Annotated in this window: 16 protein-coding genes; 10 read left to right on the forward strand and 6 right to left on the reverse strand. The window is 55.3% G+C overall.

Annotated elements, in window-relative coordinates; all coding sequences use genetic code 11:
• Positions 1-165: 165 nt before the first annotated feature.
• The 3 genes from DW133_RS08375 to DW133_RS08385 are packed head-to-tail and all read right to left on the reverse strand — an operon-like array spanning position 166 to position 2,318.
• The gene (locus DW133_RS08375) at positions 166-951 is read right to left on the reverse strand and encodes an ABC transporter permease (RefSeq protein ID WP_118276199.1); all 786 of its coding nucleotides are present in this window, start codon (positions 949-951) and stop codon (positions 166-168) included.
• A complete protein-coding gene (locus DW133_RS08380; protein ID WP_118276200.1) occupies positions 948-1,883 on the reverse strand; it encodes an ABC transporter ATP-binding protein in 936 nt (311 codons plus the stop codon). Before DW133_RS08380 ends, DW133_RS08375 begins: the two co-directional genes overlap by 4 nt.
• Positions 1,884-1,892: 9 nt before the next feature.
• Positions 1,893-2,318, reverse strand: a complete 426-nt coding sequence (locus tag DW133_RS08385; protein WP_199588860.1) for a metal-dependent transcriptional regulator — start codon at positions 2,316-2,318, stop codon at positions 1,893-1,895.
• 272 nt (positions 2,319-2,590) lie between these two features.
• Between DW133_RS08385 and hutW the strand changes: the two genes are divergently transcribed.
• The 9 genes from hutW to gpmI all read left to right on the forward strand — a co-directional run bounded on the left by hutW (position 2,591) and on the right by gpmI (position 13,481).
• A complete protein-coding gene (gene hutW / locus DW133_RS08390) occupies positions 2,591-4,081 on the forward strand; it encodes a heme anaerobic degradation radical SAM methyltransferase ChuW/HutW (RefSeq protein WP_233542157.1) in 1,491 nt (496 codons plus the stop codon).
• A 111-nt stretch (positions 4,082-4,192) separates the two neighbouring features.
• A complete protein-coding gene (locus tag DW133_RS08395) occupies positions 4,193-6,256 on the forward strand; it encodes a TonB-dependent receptor (RefSeq protein WP_118276202.1) in 2,064 nt (687 codons plus the stop codon).
• 106 nt (positions 6,257-6,362) lie between these two features.
• Positions 6,363-6,911, forward strand: a complete 549-nt coding sequence (locus tag DW133_RS08400; protein ID WP_118276203.1) for an MptD family putative ECF transporter S component — start codon at positions 6,363-6,365, stop codon at positions 6,909-6,911.
• Complete coding sequence (locus tag DW133_RS08405; protein WP_118276204.1) at positions 6,892-7,683, forward strand: energy-coupling factor transporter transmembrane protein EcfT; 792 nt, start codon at positions 6,892-6,894, stop codon at positions 7,681-7,683. Before DW133_RS08400 ends, DW133_RS08405 begins: the two co-directional genes overlap by 20 nt.
• Positions 7,684-7,704: 21 nt before the next feature.
• Positions 7,705-9,186 (forward strand): ABC transporter ATP-binding protein, encoded by a 1,482-nt coding sequence (locus DW133_RS08410; protein ID WP_118276205.1) that lies wholly within the window; start codon positions 7,705-7,707, stop codon positions 9,184-9,186.
• Positions 9,187-9,244: 58 nt separating this feature from the next.
• Positions 9,245-9,778, forward strand: coding sequence for a heme utilization cystosolic carrier protein HutX (hutX, locus tag DW133_RS08415; protein WP_118276206.1), 534 nt, complete (start codon positions 9,245-9,247; stop codon positions 9,776-9,778).
• Between the two features lie 13 nt (positions 9,779-9,791).
• Positions 9,792-10,295 carry a flavodoxin family protein gene (locus DW133_RS08420; protein WP_118276207.1) on the forward strand — a complete coding sequence of 168 codons (504 nt, stop codon included), beginning with the start codon at positions 9,792-9,794 and terminating at the stop codon, positions 10,293-10,295.
• Between the two features lie 217 nt (positions 10,296-10,512).
• Complete coding sequence (locus DW133_RS08425; RefSeq protein ID WP_118276208.1) at positions 10,513-11,757, forward strand: nitronate monooxygenase; 1,245 nt, start codon at positions 10,513-10,515, stop codon at positions 11,755-11,757.
• Between the two features lie 179 nt (positions 11,758-11,936).
• A complete protein-coding gene (gpmI, locus tag DW133_RS08430; RefSeq protein ID WP_118276222.1) occupies positions 11,937-13,481 on the forward strand; it encodes a 2,3-bisphosphoglycerate-independent phosphoglycerate mutase in 1,545 nt (514 codons plus the stop codon).
• A 69-nt stretch (positions 13,482-13,550) separates the two neighbouring features.
• Here the strand turns inward: gpmI and cls are convergent, their stop codons facing one another.
• From cls to DW133_RS08445, 3 genes are read right to left on the reverse strand one after another with little or no spacing between them, the layout of a single operon-like run.
• The gene (cls, locus tag DW133_RS08435; protein ID WP_233542158.1) at positions 13,551-15,032 is read right to left on the reverse strand and encodes a cardiolipin synthase; all 1,482 of its coding nucleotides are present in this window, start codon (positions 15,030-15,032) and stop codon (positions 13,551-13,553) included.
• Between the two features lie 17 nt (positions 15,033-15,049).
• On the reverse strand, positions 15,050-16,885 hold the full coding sequence (locus DW133_RS08440) for an ATP-binding cassette domain-containing protein (RefSeq protein ID WP_118276209.1): 1,836 nt from the start codon (positions 16,883-16,885) through the stop codon (positions 15,050-15,052).
• 6 nt (positions 16,886-16,891) lie between these two features.
• The gene (locus DW133_RS08445; RefSeq protein ID WP_118276210.1) at positions 16,892-18,865 is read right to left on the reverse strand and encodes a hypothetical protein; all 1,974 of its coding nucleotides are present in this window, start codon (positions 18,863-18,865) and stop codon (positions 16,892-16,894) included.
• 1 nt (position 18,866) lies between these two features.
• On the opposite strand from DW133_RS08445, the gene rsmI reads away from it, so the two are divergent.
• The gene (gene rsmI, locus DW133_RS08450; RefSeq protein ID WP_118276211.1) at positions 18,867-19,802 is read left to right on the forward strand and encodes a 16S rRNA (cytidine(1402)-2'-O)-methyltransferase; all 936 of its coding nucleotides are present in this window, start codon (positions 18,867-18,869) and stop codon (positions 19,800-19,802) included.
• Positions 19,803-20,193: the final 391 nt, after the last annotated feature.

The following is a 20,193-nucleotide window of genomic DNA, read 5'->3' on the forward strand; positions in this document are numbered from 1 at the left end:
GGCAGAAGGCCTAGATCAGTAGGGTTAAACGATTAATGGAAAACCCGATGGCAATGTTATATGAGAAAGGCGCCTTTTTTTGACGGAAGAGAGCTTTTTTGCAAGAAATCAACCGGCATAACGCAGCAGTGCGACATGCGACGTTTGTGATCGAGAAAAACGAAATTAATGTCTGAGCTTGTAGCCGGTCACAAACAGTGTCGTCGCAATGGCGACAGCAGCTGCGCAGAAACCTCCGGTCACAAACAGCGAAATGAAGGGATCGAAGTCGCTGCGACCGAAAAAACCGTAGCGAAAGCCGTCAATCATGTAGAAGAAGGGGTTGAGAAGCGACGCTTTGGCCCAGAAATCCGGCAGTTGCTCGACCGAATAGAAGACCCCTGACAGGAATGTGAGCGGCATGATCACAAAGCTTTGAAAAGCGCCCATCTGATCGTATTTTTCCGCCCAAAGCCCGCAGACGACGCCGAGGCTAGCCATCAGTGCGGCACCTAAAATCGCAAAGCCGAGCACCCAAAAGACGTTTTCCAGAGGCGGCACAATCCAAAGACAAGTGGCAGCAAAGACGCCCGCGCCGACGATCAGTCCGCGCGCGACGGATGCTGAAATAAAGGCCGCGGCAAGCTGCCAGCCTGAAAAAGGCGGCAGTTCGATAAAGACGATGCTGCCCATGATCTTGGACTGAAGAATCGAAGAGGCCGAGTTGGCAAACGCGTTTTGCAGCAGCGCCATCATCACTAGGCCCGGAATCAGAAAGGCGACGTAGTCCACGCCGCCAAGTACGGACATCTTGCCCTTAAGCACTTCGCCGAACACCAACAGGTAAAGAATCGACGTGAGAATGGGAGCGAGGATGGCGTGAAGCGCAATCTTCCGAAACCGCAGGACTTCTTTGTCGAAAAGCGTAAGGAAGGCGGCAAACGGGCGGTAGTCGGTCACAACAGGTTTCATGGGCGTTTGTCCGAATTGGTTAGGTGCAGGAACACCTCTTCGAGGCTGGATTCTCCCGTGTGAACGTCATCGATGCGGGCCGTGCTTTGCAGGGCTTGCAGTACGGTCAGGATGTCGGTGTCATTGCGATACGACACGGCGTAGTCGTTGGTCTGGCCGATGCGCTCGAAGACAAAATCTGCGATTGCCGGCAATGAACCCGAGCGCAAGGTAAAGCGCAGGCGTTTACCGGAGAAGCGGCTCAAAAGTGCTTTGGTGGTGTCCAGTGCGGCCAGTTTCCCGCCGTTAAGGAGTGCAATGCGGCCGCACAAGCTCTGGGCTTCCTCGAGGTAGTGCGTTGTGAGGATGATCGTGTGACCGTGCGCGTGCAACTCCTGCATGAAGTCCCAGATGCGGTGACGTAATTCGACATCAACGCCTGCCGTGGGCTCGTCGAGAATGATGACCGGAGGCTTGTGAACGAGTGCCTGTGCAATCAGAACGCGACGCTTCATGCCGCCCGACAGGCGTGAGACTTTTTCGTTTATTTTGTCGGAAAGCCCCAGCCTTGAGATCAACGTGGAAATCCAGATGTCGTTGTGACGGATGCCGTAGAACCCGCTTTGCAGACGCAATGTTTCTCTTACGGTGAAAAACGGATCGAACGTGATTTCCTGCGGCACGATGCCTACTGCCATTTTGGTAAAGCGCGGTTCTTTGACCGTGTCTCGGCCGAGTATGTAAGCGCTTCCCGCATCGGGTTTGACGAGGCCGGCAACGGTGCCGATTAGGGTTGACTTGCCGGCGCCGTTGGGGCCGAGCAGGCCGAAAAATTCGCCTTGCCCAACCTCGAAAGTTACGCCATCAAGCGCCGGTGCCGCGGCGGCTTTGTAGGTTTTGCGGAGGTTGAGCACGCGCAGAGCGGCACTGTTCTCGGATTCTTTTGACGACATGAGTGCGTCCTACGCGTGCGGTTTCTCGGAGGCCTCTTGGCGTTCCCAAGCGAGCCACTCATCTTTATGCGCTCGGATAAAGCGCGTCAGACGCTGTAGCGAACTCACCATCTTGTCCGGAGCTCCGTGCTTATTCATGTCGGCAAGCTCTCGGGCAATCTGCGGCGGCGTACCGAAGATATCGGTGAAAAACGCTTCGATGGCCTGACGACGACGGCGTAAATCCTTGGCTGTGCTGAGTCCTTTCTCGGTAAGGGTGATCGTACCGTAGGGCTCGTAGTGGATAAAGCCCATCTCTTTGAGCGCTCGCATGGTTGAAGTCACGGTTGAACGTGTCACATTGGCTGCTTTGGCAATGGCGCAACCGCGGGCTGATCCATTGACGAGAAGCTCTTCATAGATGATCTCAAGATAGTCGGCTTGGATGGCCGTCAAACCATTGTGATCGGTTGTTGTTCCTTGTTGAATCAACGGGTTAGAAGCAAAAGACATGTAACGGCAAAGGAGTGAAGAGCGGCTGAACAGAGATCCGACGAGGAATTATATCGGCAAAACCTACAGAAGTTTGATTGATCTAAATTTGAGAATGATTATCATTCGTGATATTCTGAGCGCTCGAAATTTTAAGTCGGTTCTCAAAAACGTCGAGTGCCGTCTTGTGGCCGAAAGCGTTAAGGCGGTCGGCACTTCTCGGAGAAAAAAGATTGATGCAGAAAAATCAGACGAAGTTGTCCGTCGGCCACGGCGGTGCCGCACTCAAGCACGTGACCTTTGAAGCCGGTGCCAAGAAGATGAGCGAAAAGCTCAAAAACGGTACGGCTGAGAGTTTTTTTGCCAATGCAGCCGACCCTCTTCATGCGGCTTTTGAAGCCAAGGCGGTCATTCACTCTGGTCCTGGCGGTATGCCGTTGATGGGAAAAGAGGCACGCGACTACCTTGAGGCCGTCGCCGAGCAGCCGCGAAATGGCAAGACGCTTGCTTATTTGCATGTGCCTTTTTGCGAAACGCGCTGCCTTTACTGCATGTTCTATCAGAACCCTTACAGCAAAGAGGCTTCTTCGGTTTTTGCCCGCAATCTCGTGCGCGAAATCGAACTGTGGAGCGACAAGGCGGCAATGAATTCTCATCCTGTTCACGCCGTCTACTTCGGCGGCGGAACGCCTACGGCGCTTGAACCCGAAGATCTCAAGACGGTGCTTACCGCCGTCAATCGCTATCTGCCGCTTGCCAACGACTGCGAAATAACAATTGAAGGGCGAATTCACAATTTCGGAGACGACAAGATCGAGGCGGCCCTGGAAGGCGGCGCCAATCGCTTTTCGCTCGGCGTGCAGACCTTTGACGACCGTGTGCGTCAATCGGTGATGCGAGTGGACGGGCGCGACGCCATTTTGTCGCGACTCGACAAGCTGATTTCCTATGACGAAGCTGCCGTTGTGATTGATCTGATCTACGGTTTTCCTTGGCAGACGATGGAAGTTTGGGAAGACGACATTCGTACGGCGCAAAGTCTCAAGCTTGACGGCGTGGACTGCTACCAACTCAACGTCTTTGAGAAGTCTCCTTTGGCTAAATACATTGCCAACGGCAAATTGCCTCCGGCTGCCGACACGGCTATGAAGGCCGATATGTTTGCTCTCTCGGTCGAACGTTTCACGAACGCACAGTGGCGGCGACTTTCGAACAATCACTGGGGGCAAACGATGCGCGAGCGAAACATCTACAACGCGCTTGGTAAAGGCGCTTGCGATTGCCTCGCTTTCGGGTGCGGAGCGGGCGGACGTCTGCAAGGCAACAGCTTCATGATGGAAAGACGGCTTGCCGAATGGGAAAAGGTGCTTGAGGGCGGTGAAAAACCTGTGGGCATGCTGATGAAACCCGGCAAGCATTGGCACCTGATGCGCACGCTCAGTTCCGAAATGGAATCGGGGCGCATCAATCTGGCGCATATCGAAAAGCAGTTCGGGGTTCCCGTGAGGGCATTGACCGAAGATGTTATTGCTCAGTGGATTGATGCCGGTTTGATGCACCGCGTGGATGACTGGCTGGTTCAGACGATTGCCGGCCAGTATTGGCACGTGACGCTGGCTCAGCTCCTGATCGGTCTCGTCGGTATGCGTTTGAGCGCCGGTGCAGTGAACGAGCGACCGGCCGGAAACGCTGCCGTTTTCTCCGGCGAAAAACCCGCGCACGGGTAAGAACCTTGTTTCAAATCATCCCCGTTGACACAGGAACTTAACGAACGCGCCGCACCGTAAAAAACAAACCACAAGAGTGCGCGCTGTCTTTATCAAACGAAGGAAAAATCGATGATGTCCCGTATTCCCAAACTTGCGGCTGTCGCTGTATTGGCTGCGTTTTCCGGCCTCGCGCTGCAAGTGCAAGCACAGGAAACCGTTGAACTCGACGAGGTCAAAGTCACAGCCGGCCGCGTGGAACAGGAACTTATGGACGTGAATATGTCTGTCTCTGTGATCACGCAGGAGGAGATTCGCCGTTCAAGCGCACGTAACGTGGGTGAACTGCTCGAAGATATTCCTGGCGTTCGTATCAACAACGACGGCGGTCAGGGAATGAAGCGAATCAAGATTCGCGGTGAAGATGCCTTTCGCACCCTCGTGATGATCGATGGGCAGAAGGTATCGGAACACAAGTCCATGTCGGGCTCACCGATGCTGATCGATCCATCCATGATCGAACGCATCGAAGTGATCAAAGGGCCGGCTTCCGTTTTGTACGGCTCGGACGCCATTGGCGGCGCCATCAACATCATCACGAAAAAGGGCGGTACGAAGCCGATCGAAGGCGAGGTATCGGCTGGCATGAATACATCGGCTTCTGGGAAGAACGCCTCGGGTTCGATTTACGGCGGAATTGATGGTTGGAAATATCGTTTAAGTGCGTCGATTGAAGACAACGACAATTTGAAGACCCCGAAGGGTGAAATGGAGAACACGTACTTCACGGCGCGTTCCGTTTCTGGCTTTTTGTCGTATGACTTTACGCCCGATGCGACGGTCGGGGCTTCACTGGACTATTACGATCTGGAGTTCGGTTCTAGTGACGTAAACACGCCGGGATTTGCTGTTGATGTGCCTAAGTGGTCGCGTTTTAAAGCGGCCGCCTTTGGTGAATTCAGAAACATCAGCGATACATTCGTTCGTCTGCGCACGGATGCTTTCTATCAGAAAAGTAAGAAGGACATGGTCAACAGTGTGCCTGGGACAACAGAGATGCCAGATGGGAGTTCAGTTCCATATGTAATGCAGCCAATGGCATACAACACGACCGATCAATATGGCTTTTCTCTGCAAACCGATTGGCAGTTGGGCGAATGGAATTACTTGATTGCCGGTTATGAACTTTCCTACGATGATTTGTCTGCTCAAAGCATCACGCAGATGACAACGTCTGGGATAGGAGTAACCATGGGGAATTATCTCTATGACGGCTACCAAATGACTAATGCTGTATACGCTAGCATGGAGACACAGTTACCAGCTGACGTCATGTTGACCTATGGTGCTCGATATACCTGGGTGCACACCGACATGGATATGACCCGAATTAAGGGATCCAACCAGATCACAGACGGTTCGACGTCGGATGGAAAGTTGATTTTCAATGCAGGGCTTCTGTGGAGGGCAACAGACAATCTGACGTTGCGTGCAAGTTATGCGCAGGGATACCGAGCGCCTATCCTGCAGGAACTCTATGTTGATACGGCAATGGGTCAGAATTCAGGTTATACCTACGCCAATCCTGATCTTAAGCCCGAAACTTCCGACAACTTTGAAATCGGAGCACGCTGGGCTTCGGCGTATGTGTCGGCTGATATCGCTGCGTTTTATTCGGAGGCTGATGACTATATCACGACGCTCAGAGTGAGTGATTCGGAGTACAGATACAGCAATGTTGCAGAAGCCAAAACATTTGGTATTGAGTTGACTTCGTCCGTACGTATTGCCGAAACTGGGTTCGAACCCTATCTGACTGCAACGTGGATGCGCCGTCAATTCCAAAACGGCGACGGCTTTTCAACGTATGACACCGCTACTCCTGAATTCATGCTTCGCTACGGCGTGCGCTGGAGCGGCATGTACGCAGGCGTAGGTCTGAGAACAGATGTCTTTGCGCGTTCTCAGAGCGAAATCGAATACGACGACGGTGTTCAGAGCGCGGCGGGATCTAACAGCTACCATCTCGGCGGCTACACCACGCTCAATCTGACGGCGGGCGTGGACTTTGGCCCGAAGCGTCAGTATTCGTTTGATCTGGGGCTCTACAACATCTTTGATAAAGGTTACCAGGAGCAGACCTCCATCTATGAACCCGGTCGTTACTTCGTGGCCAAGTTGGGTGCTCGCTTCTAAACCATCCTCTCCAAAGGCCTGAAACGACCCGCTGATCCGGGAAGTGTTCGATTCAGCTTCCTAATCGACGCTTACCGGACAGCATCTTCACCACTCACAAAATGTTATGACGAACAGTCCCATCAGAAAGAGGCATTGGGAAGCGCGAGAGTTGGTGCTCATCGGTGTTTTTGCCGCGGCTGCCAAGCTCTCGAGCCTGTTGATTGCTCTTGCCGGCGGCGGCATGAACCCTGTGTCTCTGGTTGCTAAAAATCTTGTCTACACGACGCTGATCATTGTGCTGCTCACCAAAGTACCCAAGCCCGGCACGCTGCTTTTGTTTACGGTCATCAGCATGATCGTGAGCGTGTGTCTGATGGGCGGCAGTCTGACGCTGTTGCCGGCAGCATTAGCAGGAGCTTTGCTGGGTGAACTTTGCATTTGGTTGACGGGAGGAGCTTCCAAGCCCTGGTCCCCTTGGATCGGCGTCGGTGTTTACGACTTGGTGAGCAAAGGTTTGTCGCTGGGAGTGTCGTTTCTTTTCATGCGAGAAAGCCCAAGCCTGATGACGGTGGTTGTGCCGATTGTCTTCATCGGCTATCTGGGATCTCTCGGCGGACTGTGGTTTGGCCGTAAAACGGTAAAGGAGCTGCGACATGCGGGCTTTGTTCGCTAATGGGGCGGCTCAGTCGAGCGTGCTGCGAAAGCTCGACGCCCGTACCAAACTCATTGTGACGGCGGTCACTGCTGTTCTGACAGTCGCCTCTTCCGGCATGCTGGCTCAGCTTGTGATTTTTGCCGTCACGCTTGCTTATGTGTTGTTGCTCAAGCGCCCCGGTTTGGTTGCCGTTTTGTACGCCTTGATGGCAGCGATGATGGCTATTGCGGCGCTTTGCGCTCTGGGTTTTCAGAGTTGGATGCCGGGGCTCGGGGGGCTGAGCGCCAAAATGCTCCTGATTCCTTTTCTGCGCGGCCTTTCCATGATGAACGTGGTGATGGTTTTGGCTCTCACTACACGTGTGGAAGATCTGTTGCTGACGCTGGAACGGATGAAACTTCCGTTTTGCATTTTTTTGCCTACAGCCGTGATGCTGCGTTTTATTCCGACCTTTGCCAACGACATCAAACAGGTCTGGGAAACGCTTCGCATCAAGGGCTGGCCGCTGGGGCCTGCAATGCTTACGTTGCATCCGATTTTGTCGGCCCGTTTGATTTTGGCACCGATTCTTTTCCGTGCGCTGAAAAGTTCGGAGACCTTGGGGGTGGCGGCTGAACTCAAAGGCATGGGAGCCCGCAAGCGCACGATTCGAAGCGACGGTGTTCGCCTCTGTTCGGCCGATTGGCGTGTGCTGGGCTTGATGCTAGTGACGATTGCCGCTGTGATTTGCTGCGAGGTGTGGCTCTCGCACGTATGGATGCCCGACGGGGGCGTCAAGATGATGCACTGAGGCTTCGGACGGATTCCTGACATGATCGAATTCAAGAACGTTTCATACACTTACGCCAATACGCAGACTCCGGCGGTTTCCGACATCAATTTCACGGTTGCCCCGGGCGAACTCAAAGTGGTGACGGGGGCTTCGGGCTGCGGCAAGACCACTCTGATGCGTTTGGCCAACGGGCTTTGCCCGCAGATATACGGCGGCAGGCTTGAAGGCAGCGTGACGGTGGCCGGATTCAATGTTTCCGAAACGCCGGTGGCGGATTTGTCGGAAGTGATCGGTACGCTGTTTCAAGATCCCGAAGAGCAGTTTTTCGCACTCAACGCGGGCGATGAAATTGCATTTGCCCTGCGCAGTCGCTCGTTTGATCCCAAGGACGTGCGCGAGCGTACGCTAACGGCGGCTCGTAAACTCGGGATCGAAGAACTGCTCACGCGCGACATCCATGCGCTGTCCGAAGGGCAAAAGCAAAAGGTCGGTCTGGCGGCCATTTTGGCGCTAGGACCAAAGACGCTTATCTTCGACGAGCCCAGCGCCAATCTCGATCCGGAAGCTACGCAAGCGCTTGCTCGCACGATTTTGGAACTTAAAAAAGAGGGTGCGGCGATTTTGGTTGTGGATCATCGCCTCTATTGGCTCAAAGAAGCTGCCGACGCCGTTATCGTGATGAGTCAGGGACGAATCGTTGAGGAGATGCCTTTTTCAGGGCTCTATGACGATGCTTTCCGAGCCCGATGGGGGCTAAGAAAAGCCGAAGTGTCAGACGCGCGCCGGAGCTTGCCGCGCGTTGGAGTGACGAGCCGGAACACAACACCGAAAGCGCACGACGTATTTTCAGCGAGCCGCATACGTTTTGCTTACGGCGACGAACACATCATTTTTGATGGTACGGGTTTTTCCGTCGGGCAGGGCGTTACGGCACTTGTGGGTGACAACGGCACGGGTAAGACGACATTGGCCCGCATTCTCACGGGACTCAATAAGGCTAAAGGGGACTTTTACATTGGCGAGGAAAAAGTCGGCGACGAGGGATTGATGCCGTTTTCCGGACTGGTGCTTCAAAACGCCGATCATCAACTGCAGATGCGAACTGTCGCCGAAGAAGTCGAAGGAGCTATTGTGGCCGGTCGTGTCGGGGCGTCAAAAGCCAAGGGCTGGCGACGTTTGGCAGCCATGCGGCCGAGACCTGAAGACAGGGCTCGAGTTCAAGAAATTTTGACAAGCCTCAATCTATTGGCGCTGGCAGAGCGCCACCCGCAAAGTCTTTCCGGAGGCGAAAAGCAGCGTCTGGTGATTGCCTGCGCCGTTGCAAAAGATCCCGCCATTTTGATTTTGGATGAACCGACGAGCGGGTTGGACGGCGCCAATATGGCTGCCATTGCCCGCCTGATGCGCGAGCAGGCTGATGCGGGGCGCGCCGTGTTTTTGGTGACGCACGATCTGGAGCTTTTGGAATCGTGTGATCGGGCGTTGGTGATGACGGATCTGCAGAAGAAATGCGCCGGATAAAGATTTCGAAGAAACGGAAGTAAATTTCAATTCACATTTTTTTGAAAGGATAAAAACAATGACGATTGAATATCGCACCGCCACCGAAGAACAGAAGGCTGTGATTGAGGAGCTGCTTGCCGCGACTTTTCCGGCTACGCTCGAGACGATTGCTGCCCGACTGGATCTGACGCCGCTTGCGGCCGCACAGATTCTCGGGCGCGACATGTGTTCGTTCGTGACGGGAGACGTCACTGAACGTTTTGACGAGGTATGGGCGAGCCTTGCACAATGGGAGCGTGCCACGCTTTTCATTCAGCACGGCGGACACGTGTTTGAAATCGAAGCCAAGCTTTCTGCGGGTAAGCGCGCCCAAGGGTACTACAACATTCTTCACATGAAAGCCGTGGTTGGCGGTCATTTGAAGTACGACGCCGTCGGAGCCATCGCCTTTGCCTCTATTCCCTTTATGAAACGCGAATCGCATTGCGTGATTTTCTTCGACAAGGAGGGTAAGGTTTCCTTCTCGGTGTATCTCGGACGCGAAAATCACCAAATCATTGAGTCCGTCAAGGCGGCCTTTTTCGCGGGCAAGGAAGCCTTTTGTGCTTAATCAAGGAAAAAACATGAGACCTCTGATTGTTGTCAGTTCGAAAACGGGTAATACCCGTATGATTGCACGCGCACTGCAGGACGGCATCGGTCCCTGCGACTACGTTGAAGCCGCTCAGATGCCGAGTGATCTGAGAGCATACAACCCGATCGTACTTTGTTTCTGGTGCGACCGAGGCATGGCTCCCGAAGACACCAAAGCTGCCGCCGAACGGATCAAGGGTAAGGACATTGCCTGCTTTGCCACGATGGGAGGAGATCCGCAAAACCCGAAGGCCAAGGATTGGATGCATCGCACGAGTGTGGGGTTGGTCGAATCGGGCGAAGCCAACGAGCTAAAACTGGAATTTTTGTGCCGAGGCCGCATTGATCCGGAGCTTTTTGCTCGCATGACAGCCATGATGGGGGGCGAAGTGACGCCCGAGCGCGAGGCTCGGCGCAAGCAAAGCGAGACGCATCCGGACCGACTTGACGCTCTGGCGGCTGTCAAAGCTTATAAGGACGTGTTCAGCGCCTGAAAAGATGGCTTGACTCACGGATAAGAAGATGGGAGTCGCGTGTGGCTCCCATTTTTTTTCTCGAGCGCGCGTAAATAGCACAAAATCGAGACGTTTGGGGCACTTGAAAATTACGGAATTCTTCGGAATTTTCGAGTCAACTCAAAGGCTTGCAAAAGCGAAAAAATGTTGTTCCCAATGTTTTGCAGCTTTTAAGGCCTCTGAGGATCGACTAGAAATGAGCGACAGACTCTCCGACTTTCCCGTCACATTTCATAACCGCCAATACGCACCGTTGATGGTCGGCGGCATGGGAGTCAATATTTCCAACGATACGCTCGCGCTTGCGGTGGAAAAACTAGGCGGAATCGCGCACTTGTCCGATGCTCTTTTGATGGACATCGCCGATAAGCAGTTTGGTACGAGCTTTTGTAAAGATAAGATTCATCGCTTCAAGAATCTCATCGACTCCTACGACAAGTCGGAAATCGTCTTTGATCTCGAACGTCTGGCTGAGTCCACGCGCCGCTACGTTTCGGATGTGATGCGCCGCAAGACCGGCCGCGGTCTGATTCTGATCAACTGCATGGAAAAGCTCACGATGAATGCGAGCACAGCTACGCTTAAGACGCGTCTGAATGCGGCCCTCGACGGCGGCATTGACGGCATCACGCTTTCGGCGGGCTTGCATCTTTCCAGCATGAAGCTCATGCAGGACAATCCTCGCTTTCATGAAGCACTGATCGGCATCGTTGTTTCGAGTACGCGTGCGCTGCAGATTTTCATGAAGCGCGCTCAGGCCGTCGGCCGACTGCCCGACTACGTTGTGGTAGAAGGACCGCTCGCGGGCGGACACCTGGGCTTTGGCGATGACTGGGCCGAATACAACCTCGAAGATATCGTGCGCGATGTGGTGAAGTGGATCGGCGACAACGGCTTTGACATCCCCGTGTTTGCCGCAGGCGGCATCTTCTCCGGCGAAGACGCCGTGCATTTCGTGCGCGACGTGGGCGCCGCAGGTGTTCAGGTGGCAACGCGCTTTGCTGTGGCTCAGGAAAGCGGCCTGCCCGAAGCGGTCAAGCAACGCTATATCGACGCCACGGACGACGATGTGCAGGTCAATCACTTTTCCACGACGGGGTACCCGATGCGCATGTTGAAGGACTCTCCGGCCATCACGAGCGACATTCGCCCCAACTGCGAGGCCTACGGCTACCTGCTGCAAAAGGGCGAATGCTCCTATGTGAAGGAATGGTTCGCCCGTCACGGCAAGATTGACATTCAGCCCGTTCCCGAACACTCCAAGTGCTGTCTGTGCACGCACATGCGCAACTTCAAGGTGTGGACATGCGGCGCAAGCGTCTCGCGCCTGAAGAATGTCACCAAGCGCCGTCCCGATGGTTCCTGGCAGCTTCCCACCGCTGAGGAAGTATGGCGCGATTACGTGGAAACGGAATGCCAGCATCTGCCCAAGGCCGCCTGAGGCCTTAGCTTTCCGACGGACGGGCGAAGGATTTTGGGTCGAACAAAGTCGAATCGGCTATTATCCTTCGCACACTCCGGCGGATCGCTTTTGCTGTTTTTGACTTTGTGGCCGAGTGGTTGAATTCTCTCGGCTTTTTTGTTGTGCGATCCGTGCTTCCGACAGAAAAAGGAATGACTATGACGCGCAATGTTTTGTTAATGATTCTTGACGGCTGGGGGATCGGCGACGGCTCCAAGTCGGACGCCATCCGTGCCGGGCACCCTGTTTTTATCGAGGAGCTCACCCGCAGCAATCCTCACGCCGCTCTTCGCACCGATGGCGAGAATGTGGGCCTTCCCGAAGGCCAGATGGGTAACTCCGAGGTGGGGCATCTCAACATCGGTGCCGGCCGCGTGGTCTATCAGGATCTTGTCAAGATCAACCGTGCTTGCCGTGCGCAGGATTCGGAAGACCATTCTCTGGCTCAGAACACGGAAATACGCGCACTCATCGATCATGTGAAAAGCACGGGGTGTGCACTGCACGTGATGGGGCTTTTCTCCGACGGCGGCGTGCATTCTTCGCTCGAACATCTCGAAGCGCTTCTGGCGCTTGCTAAGCGCGAAGGGATGGAAAAATGTTACGTGCATGCCTTCATGGACGGTCGTGACACGGATCCCAAGAGCGGCCTTGGCTTTGTGCGCCAGGTTGAAGAAAAGATGAAATCGGGTGCGCTGGCCGGGACGATCGCAAGTCTTATCGGTCGCTATTACGCCATGGACCGCGATAAGCGCTGGGAGCGCGTGCGCGAAGCTTATGAACTGTTGGTCAACGGTAAGGGAACCGCCTACAGCAACGCAGCGAATGCCGTGGCGACTTCCTATGACGAAGGCGTCACCGATGAATTCATGAAGGCTCATGTCCGCGTGGATGCCGAAGGCCATCCGATCGGTCGCATTCGCTCGGGCGACGCGGTCATTTTCATCAATTTCCGCAATGATCGTGCTAAAGAACTGACGACAGTGCTCACGCAGGCAGAGACCGAAGGAATGAAGCCGTTGGATCTGTTCTTTGCCACGATGACGCCCTACGATCCTACCTACACCGGCGTGCATGTGCTTTTCCCGAAAGAAAACGTGCCCGACACGATCGGCGAATGGGTTTCCAAGCAGGGGCTCAAGCAGTTGCGCATCGCCGAAACGGAAAAGTATGCGCATGTGACGTTCTTCTTGAACGGCGGTCGTGAGGCAGTCTTTGAAGGTGAAGAACGTATTCTGGTGCCGAGCCCCAAGGTGGCGACTTACGATCTGCAGCCTGAAATGAGTGCTTATGAAGTGGCCGACAAACTGGCGGCGGCTTTGGCTGAGCGCAAATACAACTTTGTATGTCTGAACTTTGCCAACGGTGATATGGTGGGACACACCGGTGTGTACGAGGCCATTATTAAGGCCGTGCACGCGGTCGACGATTGCGTGAAGACGGTCGTGCAGGCGGCCAAGACCGCCGGCTACGAGGTGGTGATCATTGCCGATCACGGCAATGCTGACAATGCCGTCAATGCAGACGGTTCGCCCAATACGGCCCACTCGCTCAATCCCGTGCCCATCGTTGTTGTGTCCGATCGCGTGGCATCGGTTCAAAACGGTGTGCTTGCCGACGTGGCGCCAACCGTGCTCTCGCTCATGGGCGTTGAACCGCCAGCCGCGATGACCGGCAAGAGTCTCATTGCGTTCAAGGCCTGACGGCAAAAACTAGCGGACAGACAATGTTTCGGGCGCCTTTCCCGCTGAAGGAACGGCGCCCGAAATGCATCAGAGCAACGGACTGAGCAGATAGGAGAGGCCTTCGAGGAAACGCTGTCCAATGTGGCGGCGGTGCCACCGTACCGGATCGATCGGCACGGATTTTGCTTCGTAGTGCCGATGCAGAGCAGTCATGTCGGCGACAAACTTCGGGTCGAAAATCAGCAGCATCATTTCGAAATTCAGGTGCAGGCTGCGCTTGTCCAAATTGACGGTGCCAAAAAGGCTGAACGTGTCGTCAACCGTGATCGCTTTGGTGTGCAAAAGACCGTCTGTGAAAAAGGAAATCTTCACGCCCGCGTTCATCAGGTCACTGAAGTATCGGCGGCTCGCCCAGCGCACAAACTGCGAATCAGGTTTGCTCGGGATGCACAGACGCACATCAACCCCGCGCATGGCGGCATTTTGAAGCGCCAGGATCAGCGTTTCGCCCGGAATGAAATAGGGCGTTGTGAGATAGATGCGCTTGCGCGCACAGCTGATGGCTTCCAAAATCAGGCGTTGGTTGGCGTCGTCAACCGTGGTAGGACCGGAAGGAACGACAGTCACGCAGGCTGAACCCACAGCGGGAACGGGAGCAATCTTCTCCAGTGAGATACGCTCGCCTTCAATGTCAGGCTGCAGTGCCCAGTCAAAGAGAAAGACCTGATTGAGGTCGCGCACCGCAGTGCCTTCGACGCGCACCATCGCATCGACCCATTCGCCGATACCTTCGGTTGCGTTGAAGATGTTGGGATCAATGAGATTGAGGCTTCCCGTGTAGCCGAGGTGATCATCGATGATGACCGTCTTTCTGTGCAGGCGCAGGTCGGCGCGGCCCTTGGTGATCGGGAAAAGACTCACCGGCAATGCACGGGAAACGTGTACGCCTGCAGCGAGCATCTTGGAGGGCCAAGAACTGCGAAGCCAGGCGCGGGCTCCGATGTCGTCGACGAGGATGCGGCATTCGCAGCCGCGTTCTGCGGCTCGGATGATGGCCTGAGCGACTCTGTCGCACCATCCGCCGACGCCCCAGATATAGAACTCCATGGAAACGGATTTCCGAGCGTTGTTGACGTCGTACTCAATGCGGGAAAGTGCTTCGACGGAGTCGGAAATCAATTCCAGGCGTGAGCCGCAGCTCATCGGCAGATCGCCCAGACGCTCGGCCAGACGTGTGAGCCCCTTATGGCGCTGGCCGTGCGGCATCGTGGGAAGCGTGCCTGAGATGGCATAACCCTCATCGGTCACCTCTTCCCAGTGTTTGAGCAAATGGCGCAGTCTCAAGGCTCGCCAACGGCCGATGGGGCGCTCGCCGAGCCAGACGTAGAGGATGAAGCCGATGTAGGGCAAGATTGTGACGAGCAGAATCCAGGCAAACGAACTGCCGGGCGGATGCCGCGTCAGGATCACGCGCAAAATGACGCTGGCCGTAAGGACGAATTGCAATAAAACGGCCGCTGCCCCCGCCAGGGTTACCCAGAAGTCTTGATTGATCAAACTTTCGAGCACGACCGTCGTCCTTCGGTTTAGTTCTTAGCGCAGGACTGTGCCTTTTGCGTGAGGAATTCCCAACGTTCGTAGGCGGTTTCGATTTCCTGCGTGAGCGCTTCCGATCGGGCCGTTACGGCTTGCTGTTCGGAAACGGGAAGCCTGAAGAAATCGGCCGAACTCATCTTCTGCATGAGTACTTCCTGCTCGGACTCCAATGTTTCAATGGTTTCGGGAAGCGTTTCAAGTTCCTTGTTTTCCTTCCAGCTCATGCGTTCGGCGCGTTGACGAATGGGTTTCTTTGCGGCGGGCTTATCCGGTACTGCTCCGGTTTCGGGAGTTTCAATTGCGGGCCGCTGACGCACCCAGTCCTCGTAGCCGCCGACAAATTCCATCCAGCGTCCGTCGGGCGCAAGATAGTTGACCGGAGCGAGCACCTGCGTGACGACGCTGTCGAGAAAGCGGCGGTCGTGGCTCACCAGAATCACGGTGCCGGGGTAGTTTTCAAGCGTCTCTTCAAGGAGTTCGAGCGAGTCGATGTCCAGATCGTTAGTGGGTTCGTCGAGCACCAGAAGGTTGGCAGGCAGAGCAAAAAGACGCGCGAGCAGGAGGCGATTGCGCTCACCGCCCGAAAGGTTGGCAACCGGAACTTCCGCGCGATGCGGAGCAAACAGGAAGTCACCGAGATAGCTCATGACATGCTTTTTTACGCCGGCGATTTCAATCCATTCGCTGCCGGGACTCACGGTTTCGGCCACAGTCTTGGTGTCGTCGAGCTGTTCGCGCAACTGATCGAAATAGGCGATTTTCAGATTGGTGCCGAGTCGCACACTGCCTTCGTCAGGTTCGAGTTTTCCCAAAAGCAGCTTGATGAGTGTCGACTTGCCTGCGCCGTTGGGGCCGACCAGGCCGAGCTTGTCGCCGCGCAGCAGACGAAAATTCAGATCCTTGACGACGGTTTTGTCGCCGAAGACTTTGCTCAAAGACGTGACTTCGGCCACCAGTTTTCCGCTTCGCTCGCCTGCGTCCACTGTCATGGACACGCGTCCCATACGCTCGCGGCGAGCGGCGCGTTCGCGACGCAGGGCTTCCAGACGGCGCACACGGCCTTCATTGCGGGTGCGGCGTGCTTCGATACCCTTGCGAATCCAAACTTCTTCCTGTGCCCAGAACTTGTCAAAACGCCGGTTGGCAATGGCTTCAGCATTAAGTTCTTCGTTTTTGCGGGCTTCGTAGGCCGCAAAATTGCCCGGATAGCTGCGCAGGATACCTCGATCGAGTTCGAGAATGCGTGTGCAAACCGTATCCAGGAAAGCACGATCGTGCGTCACCACAATGAGCGAACGGTTGTTGCGGTACTCCTGCGTGAGAATGCCTTCGAGAATTTCGATGGTTTCAACGTCAAGATGATTTGTCGGTTCATCAAGGAGCAGCAAATCGGGCTTGAGGCTGAGCGCCAAGGCAAGCGCCGCTTTTTTCTTTTCACCGCCCGAAGCGGCCTGAGGGTTTTGCTCACTTGCCGTACGAAGACGATGCAAATATTCATCGAGACGAGCGATGGCTGCCCACTTTTCACGTTCGTCGGCAATGTCTTCAAAACGGCCGCGTGCGAGAAGACTTTCTCGCAGAGTGGCGGCTTCGGGAAGGTTCGGTTCCTGTTCGAGATAAACCGAAACCAGACCGTCTTGACGCGTCAAAATGCCGTCGTCCAGTTTGTCGCGACCGGCAAGAACATGCATCAGAGAACTTTTGCCGGTGCCGTTGCGGCCGATGAGGCCAACGCGTTCACCGGCATCGAGCTGCATTTGGGCTCGGTCCAGTAGGGGCAGGTCGCCCCAAGCAAGCTGCGCGTCTGCAATCGTAATAAAAGGCATGGTGGCTTAGGGAGCAGGCGTGGTTGTCGTTTCCGTGGTTGTGGCTTCAAGAGCATCGTCGAGTTCTTCAGGGGGTTGTGCCGAAGATTTCGCCGGTGTGTTCTGCATTTGCTGCAGGAGTTCGGACTCCAGTTCCGGGTCGTTGGGCGCGAGCGTTCCTGCTTCCTGTGCGGCACGTTCGGCTTCGCGCGTCAGTCGCTCCAGCGAGCGGCTTTGGGCTCGCAGACGTTTGCTCTGACGCAGAACTTCAAATTCCACCAGGTCTTCTTCGCTCACCGGCTTGACGACACCGCCCTGAATCATGGCGGTCTGAGCACGGCGATCCACAACCGGCGTGAAATTGAGGTTGTAAGTGAGCGTCCCCAGAAGTCCCTTGATCTGAGCCGAGGAAACACCGTGAGCCACTGATTGCGACAGAGCATAGGCATCGGCGCCGAGCGCAAAGAGGCGCTTGTCAAACGTGGTTTCAGGCACCGGAACCTGATAGGTCTGCTCGAACTCTTCGGGGTTGAAGTTCAGAATCATCGGAGCGTCCACAAGACCGACCTGCAGCAGGTCGTAGGTCATGGCGCGGGCGGCCGAATCGGTGGCGGTCTCTCCGGGGTTTGTGAGCGATGTGGCCCACACGCGCGTGCGGATGGGCAGACGAGAGCGCACAAGTGACGCGTTTTTGGCGTCCATGGCTAGGAACGCGGCATAGTAGGGCGGCTCGGAGAGCGCCACGCGGGCGCGCTTTGCCGCCTGCAGACGACGTATGCGAATCTGCTGCTGACGCCAACCGACCGGGTCGGCTTCCTGATCGATCAGCACTTCGTCGAATTCGTCGGTATTGAGTTTTTCGACGACCAGTTCGAAGAACTTGCGCAGGCGCGTGAATTCATTGAGGTCGACCGTCAGTCGATCGGGCGTAAAGCCCATGCGGATCAGTTCTTGCTCGAAGGCTTGAGAAACGCGCTTTTCAAGCGGTGTGTCGTGGTCGATCAGCAGTACCTTGGGCTTTTCGCCTGCTTCCGTGGTTTCCGGCAGGGAGGCTACGCCGAGACGAGCGACGTATTCGGCATCATGCTCCATGGACATGCCGAGCATGAGCATGTTGCGCGGGAACTGCAGCGGTTTGCGGTTGTAGAAGGGCAATTCAATTTCGTCGGCAAGCACCAACCCCGGCACCTTGGTTTTATTGGAAATGCGGCCGCCGGTCGGCTGATTGTCTGCGGCTTCCTTTTCGGACAAGGCAGCTTCAAGCGGACGTTCTTCGGCGGCTTCGAGTGCCGCGGCGTTTTTCTGTGCTTCACGCAAACGCCGCTCGGCGAAAATTTCGTCCTGCGTCATCGGTGTGAGCTCGTCGAGTTCGATTTCGTTGAGCGTCACCAGGGGAAGCGGCAGGTAGTTGAGCTTGGCAATCTCGGAAATGGCGGTACGATCAAGCGGACCGACGGCAACCTGTGCGCCGGCACGAGCGGCGGCTTTGAGCTGATCAACGGCTGTGCCGTTAGATCCCGGACGCACCAACAGGACTTCGGCGGGGTGCTCTGATGCATAATTGGCTGCCAGAAGGCCTAAGAGAGCCGTCTGTGAGGGACCTTCCAGAGGAGAGTCTGCGGTCGGCAGCAAAAACGCCATGCGCATGCTGTACTCTTGCGGCTCGCCGGCTGCCTCTCCGGAAGCTGTATTGTTGGCCGCAAGCGGAGTTTCGGACGTTTGGCCGGATTCTTCGGAGGGTGAGCTCGAAGCGGTGTCGGAAGACAGTGCGTCAACGGATGCAGCGGCAGGAGCGGGCGCGGCGGGCTGAGCCTGCTGCTGAGCCGCTTCAGCGGCTTCGGCAGCTGAAACGGTTCCGAGGGCGGCTTCAAGCTCGCTGTTGACAGCAGCGGCGGGCGCGGCTTCGAGAGCGCTCGGGGTCGGGTTTGTTTCTTGGGCCGCAGCGGCGCAAGTCAGTAACGAAAAAGCGCAAAAAAGACCGGCAACGGCAGGATTTTTCACGATGCAGTTCACTTCAGATATTGATGAAACGGGACAGAGGACGCGATCGTCGCAGTTTGCGGCTGATCCTCTGATGCAGAGCGCACAAACGGCGCAGCAGAGCTTTCCGCAGTCAGCGCTCTATATTGTAGGGCTTCCGATCGGGAATGCGGCAGACATTACTCTGCGCGCACTCTGGGTGTTGGACATCTGTGACCATGTGGCCTGTGAGGATACCCGGGAAACCCGCAAACTTCTGGATCGTTACGGGATTTCCACGCCGACGATCAGTGTGCATGAGCATAACGAACGTTCGGCATCGCAAAAACTCATTGACTATCTTGCCAAAGGTGAGCGCATCGCTCTCGTGACGGATGCAGGCACTCCTGCCGTGAGCGATCCCGGAGCCAAAGCAGTTCAAAGCGTGCGCGAAGCGGGCTTTCGTGTGGTACCGGTGCCGGGTGCAAGTGCGGTTGTTACGGCACTCTCGGCAAGCGGCTTGGATTCCTACAGTTTTACCTTCGCTGGATTTGTGCCTCCTTCGGGGAAGGCTCGCCGAACGGCACTTTCTAAGTTAGCGCAGAAAGAAGAGGCGTTTGTGCTTTATGAGGCACCGCACCGCATTTGCGATCTTCTCAAGGATCTGGCCGGCGTGTTGCATGCCGGACGCCGGGTTGTGGTGGCTCGCGAACTGACCAAAAAGTTCGAAACTTTCGATGCGATGACGGCGTCCGATTTGCCCGATTGGGCGCAGGCTCATGATCCGCGTGGCGAATATGCCGTGGTTGTGGATATGCAGGACAAGAGTGAGGAAGGGCTTGACGCCAAGGACCTCAAATGGCTGCGAGCCATTGCGGAAGAAATGCCCAAGAGCAGAGCGGCGGCTTTGGCCGCGAAGGTTACCGGTATGAAGCGCGATGCGATTTATCAGATGCTTAACGCCGAAGATTCGGAGTGAAGACGAGTTTTTGCGGTTGTTTTTTGGCGTCCTTGTAGTCCATTGAATGAAAAAGAAAAATTCTTCCTATTGAAGAAATTTTGGAGTCCCTACTGTAGAAATTTTCGAATGTCTACTGTCGAATTTTTTTGAATTAAAAATCAGTACAGGCATTAGGAATGCGTGCTTCAATCTCTGTCGCGTCGGCCGTGCTTTTACAGTAAAGGCCGTAAAGCCCCTGACTTCAGCCAGGGAATATAAGGCCGATCGTGCATCGCACGAAAAAAACGATCAATACTGGCGTGTATACAAAATTTCTGGCATGATTCCCCGATCATGAAAATCATCTGCGGCTTCAGGTACGAACTCCATACGACAGACGAGCAGCGTTCTGCATTGAGCAGAAACGCCG

Source organism: Sutterella sp. AM11-39 (assembly GCF_003472385.1).
Classification (GTDB): domain Bacteria; phylum Pseudomonadota; class Gammaproteobacteria; order Burkholderiales; family Burkholderiaceae_F; genus Duodenibacillus; species Duodenibacillus intestinigallinarum.